The sequence below is a fragment of the Streptococcus henryi DSM 19005 genome, assembly GCF_000376985.1.
Lineage (GTDB): Bacteria > Bacillota > Bacilli > Lactobacillales > Streptococcaceae > Streptococcus > Streptococcus henryi.
Genome location: NZ_AQYA01000004.1, coordinates 1 through 4,679, shown reverse-complemented (window position 1 = coordinate 4,679; position 4,679 = coordinate 1). Strand labels below are relative to the sequence as shown.

At 29.6% G+C, this 4,679-nt stretch carries 5 protein-coding genes; all 5 read right to left on the bottom strand.

The annotated features are described in order from the left end of the window. Positions 1 to 477 precede the first annotated feature (477 nt). Entirely contained in the window at positions 478 to 1,113 is a 636-nt protein-coding gene (locus F601_RS0100085) for an ATP-binding cassette domain-containing protein (RefSeq protein ID WP_018163657.1), read from the bottom strand. Position 1,114: 1 nt separating this feature from the next. After that, on the bottom strand, positions 1,115 to 2,566 hold the full coding sequence (locus tag F601_RS0100080) for a hypothetical protein (protein ID WP_018163656.1): 1,452 nt from the start codon (positions 2,564 to 2,566) through the stop codon (positions 1,115 to 1,117). 117 nt (positions 2,567 to 2,683) lie between these two features. Then, a complete protein-coding gene (locus tag F601_RS0100075) occupies positions 2,684 to 3,058 on the bottom strand; it encodes a hypothetical protein (RefSeq protein WP_018163655.1) in 375 nt (124 codons plus the stop codon). A 15-nt stretch (positions 3,059 to 3,073) separates the two neighbouring features. Then, complete coding sequence (locus F601_RS13585; RefSeq protein WP_018163654.1) at positions 3,074 to 3,199, bottom strand: hypothetical protein; 126 nt, start codon at positions 3,197 to 3,199, stop codon at positions 3,074 to 3,076. 309 nt (positions 3,200 to 3,508) lie between these two features. After that, a complete protein-coding gene (locus F601_RS0100065; protein ID WP_018163653.1) occupies positions 3,509 to 4,390 on the bottom strand; it encodes a helix-turn-helix domain-containing protein in 882 nt (293 codons plus the stop codon). Positions 4,391 to 4,679: the final 289 nt, after the last annotated feature.

Below are 4,679 nucleotides of genomic sequence, written 5' to 3'. Positions count from 1 at the left end.
GGACTAGCTCTTGGGATGTCTTTGCATAGATATTCGTAAGCGACTAAAGTCGCAACGACTATCGTAAAAACTTTTCTTTTTCATAAATCTCCTGAAAGAACGTCGAGAAATCGGCGTTCTTTCTTTTCTAAATTTCTAACACTTAGAAGTACAGAAAGTTAAAAGCCCAGCATCTTATCATAAACGTATTCAAGCTATCTATTTTAGATTTCAAGGCATGGGCACCAAAAGGAGAACGCCCACAAGTCCATAGCTATATATGCGAGAGTATCGCTATTATTATGGAGTAGTTGATGCCCATACTTACGACGACCTCTTTTTTCTGATGTCACAAGAGTACAAGATTTACCATTTGAGGAAACACTACGATATTTGCTTTCTCTTTTTACTGAGGTTTTAAATCAAATGACTCAAAAAGAGCATATCCTTTGTCAACTTAAGCAATGAATAAACCAACAGCCCTTATTTATCAGGGTTTTAGCGCAGGAATTCAACTTGTTCGTTTATATTAATGACTTTATCAAAATATGATAAGAATGTAAGATCATGTGTGACAACTACAATTGTTTTTCCTTTTTTCTTCAGTTCTAATAAAATATCAAAAATTTTTTGGGCATTTTGCTTATCTAATGAGCCTGTAGGCTCGTCTGCTAGAATAATATTGCTTTTCTTTAATAACAGTCTTGCCATTGCAACTCGTTGCTGTTCCCCACCACTTAAAGTATAAATTTTTTCTTTCCAATAGCCTTCCAAGCCAACTTGAGAGAGAGCAAATTTTATATCAACACTATCCCTACTTACAATTTTTAGATTTTTACCCACAGTCTCATTTTCAAGTAGGGCAAAATTTTGAAAAAGGTAAGAAAGTGAATGCTTTCTGATTGACATCGTCTGTAATAGATTTTTGGAAATTTTTTTATTTTCTATATAGACACTGCCTTCATAGTCAAATTCTAGGGCACCGATTATATTTAAAAGAGTGCTCTTACCACAACCACTTGGACCAACTAGAGCCACCATTTCACCTTTATTTATGACTAAATTAAATTCGTTTAATATTTTCTTATTTTTAAAAGACTTTGTTACATTTCTTAATTCAATTGCTACAGACATTTTATTCCCCCTTCAAAATATTTTGAATCTGTTTGTTCAAGAAAATATAGTAACTCATCACTATATAAAGGCCTATACATAGTAAAATAAATATACTAACACTAATCGGTAATAAATTATCAGTATAGTTAGCCACAATTAGTGTTCCCACAAGTGTTGCTATAGAATAACAACACAGTGGTAAGGTCAAGGTAGATAAGCCTAATCTTCCTTGTAAAAAGTGCACTATAATTTTCATCTTTTTAACTGACAATATAATATGTGTTGCTAAAATAGTTATCAGAATACCCCCTATAAGAGATAGTACAAATGAAGTTATAGACAAAATATAATAGTACCTGATTCTTTCTATATCCTCTTGAAATAAGGAGAGTTTGCTAGATGGGGTGACAAGATCTGATAAACCATATTCTTGGGTCTTCTCCATCATATTTGGAAGACTTACCTCAGCAAAAATTTGACCATTTGTAAAATAATTCATCATATTAAATTGGTTATTGCTAGTACTTTTTTTACTTGTTGGTTCACCAATGATAATGATTTTATCTCTAGCAACTTCTACATAGTTCTGTGTAGGGGAACTTAAATTATAGTCAGAGAACATAAGTTCAACCCCATCATCAATAAGCTTCGCTTCAATATCACTATCCTCAAAACCTAAATCAGATAACACAGTACTTATCTCATTCTGATATTGAAAAGGAAACAACGCAACTATTTTCCCTGAATTGGCGTCTAGTTGGGGTAATTTAGTATTAAATTTTGCTTTATATTTATAATAAGAAGAATTCATGTATATAACATTAAAGCTTGCTTTTTGATTATTTCCACTGTCTACATAATTTAAATAGTCTGGAGAAAAATAGAAGACGCTATCATTTTTATTCAGCTCCTCATATAAGGAATGAAATCGTTCTTCATATTCAATTAATTGCTCCATCTCAAGACTGTCATACAGGGCGGCATTTGTACCATAATATGTCTGGTATTTGGATAAATAGGCAATATTGTCTACTTTTTTTATCGCTTGAGACATTTCAGTATAAGAGTTATGGGTGGATAAAATGATGAAAGGAAATAATATTAATAATAATGTTTGTCCTGAAACAAATAAATAAAGGAGTTCGTTGGAAAATAAACGATTTTTTAAGATACTTTTTACATCAAGCGATTTTAAAAAGGTAAAACTTATACGGATGATAAAGTATAAAACAAGTGACTCTAAAATACTCAAGATAAAATAAAAAAGAGCAAAATTTAAAGTGATTTGATGTTTTAAATAGACTACTTTATAAAAAGTATATATTGTAAAAATAGCAAGCTGAACAATAGCTAAACTCCTTAAGTAGTCTAATGAGAATTTTTGAATTATTGCAGAATAGTCTTGGCCATTTAATATTCGTAAACCAAACTCTTTAATGTAAGTAGTAGCTATAGCAATACTAAACAGCACAATAAAGAAAAATAGAATTAAAAGTATGAAACTATTTGAGATGATAAATCTAGATAGTTGATTATAGTAAAAATTATCAACCTCATTAGCTACAATTCCTGCTGAAAGAAGTGAATCCTAAATACTATCACTATTCTTTAAAAAAACATACCCGTTTGAAAGAATAAAGCTTTCTCTGTTTGCTGAGTGATTTTCTATTAAGAGATCTTTTCCTAGAGTAACTGTTCTATTCGGAGAATCAACAAACCAATAATTAATCTGATACAGATCAACCTTATTTAAATTTTCTGGTCTATTTACATAGAACACATTGGGGTGTTCTTTCAAAATATTATAACTTTCTTCAACCACACTTCCTTTAAAATTTTCAATTTTATACATTTTATAATCAGAAAATTGATGGTTTACCTCATATTGTAAGTATATTGGGTTACTCAAAGAATACAAAATAATTCCAATAGCTAAAAAAAATATATACTTGATTTTTTTCATAGACTAACCTCCTTACTATTTATTTTTAATATGAACTACACCTGGATCTATACCTGAAGACTTTAATGCAGTATTTCCCAAACCTCCTGTGACAATCGATAATCCTAAAATAATTAAACTAGCTTTTACAATTTTTTTCATTTTACAACCATCTTTTTTGTAACCCCTTTCTTTTTGATATCATTTTATCACTCTTATAAATATGCGTCAAACGATTTTATGTTTATTGGCTTTTTTTCTTTTTTTATATATTTTAGTTATTTTATTTAATCTGGATTTGGCTATTAGAAAAACCTCGTCATATAACGAGGTTTATATTACATGTTCAACATTAATACTTATAACTCTATGGTTACAGTATGATTAATCATACTCAAATAAAATCAAGATCAGACGAGGAAGTGAGACGAAGGCTGTACTAGAGTACGGTAAAGCGAAACTGACGATGTATCATTCTGATTTTAAAGGAGTATCAATATTATTTTTTATATAATTCTCCAAGGTAAGAGACATTTTCTCATTGCCTGCTAGAGTATATAAAAATTGAGATATAGAAAAATATTTTTTTATCTCTGATTTTTCAGAAAACCCTTCACTTATATTACCCAACAGGCAGTACAAATCTGGTAAGAGATAATTATGGTTGTACTTCTTACAGATATCTATTGTTTCTAAAATTTCGGAAATGGCATTATCTATCTTATTTTCCATCCATAAATATCGACAGTAGTTATACCGTACTTTAATCAATAACTCTAAATCTTCAATATATGTTATTTTCGAGTCACTTAATCGAGTGATAACTGTAAGATACATTTCTTCGCTAATTTCTTTGTTTTTTGTCAGAGAATAAAAATTCATCAAACTATTAAAATACTTAAAATAATCTCTATCCTTTTTAGTCATCTTGATAACTGATGCTTCCAATTTTTTGATTGCTTCTTCTTTTTTATCATCACAGTGAAATAGGATAATTGATTCAATCCATGTCAGATAAAGCTGATCTGATAGTGTGAGCTTTTTCTTTTTTTCTACTTCTAATTCGTATAAGTACTTTAACGATTCATATTCTCTTTCTGTTAATAGCTTATTTGATAAAACCTTAAAATTATTAAGCGTGCTACTTTCTTTAGAAATACTTTCATCAAAGAAATAGTTCATTGAAACATTAAGTTTAAGTGATAATTTATATAGCAGATCTGAACCAGGATTATATTTTCCTTTTTCAATACGACTGATTTGTCCTTGTTCACAGATTCCATCAGCAAGTTCTGCTTGTGATAATTTTAATTCCAGCCGCCTACCTCTTAAACGGGTTGCCAATAATGTCATAATTTCACCTCTAAAAATATACCTATGCAAAAGCATTTTATCACTATTTATATTATTGTTCAAGAAAATATAACTATATTAATATTATCAGATGATATTTCCCTAAAATGGAAAGTTTTGCTGGTTTTCTCTTTTTTACGCTATACTGAACCTATAAAACAAGAAACTTCTATAACTTTAAATTAAGAAAAGCTAAAGAAAAGTTTAAGAGTTAGTTAAGCTAAAGGCCTTATACTATAAACATCCTAGAAATAGGAATCCTAGCAGTAGACATCAACCAATCACTAGG

Bases quoted from the DNA above. Each gene is read 5' to 3' on its own strand.
- F601_RS13585 (WP_018163654.1), bottom strand. From the start codon at position 3,199: ATGAAAAAAATTGTAAAAGCTAGTTTAATTATTTTAGGATTATCGATT.
- F601_RS0100085 (WP_018163657.1), bottom strand. From the start codon at position 1,113: ATGTCTGTAGCAATTGAATTAAGAAATGTAACAAAGTCTTTTAAAAAT.
- F601_RS0100075 (WP_018163655.1), bottom strand. From the start codon at position 3,058: ATGAAAAAAATCAAGTATATATTTTTTTTAGCTATTGGAATTATTTTG.
- F601_RS0100065 (WP_018163653.1), bottom strand. From the start codon at position 4,390: ATGACATTATTGGCAACCCGTTTAAGAGGTAGGCGGCTGGAATTAAAA.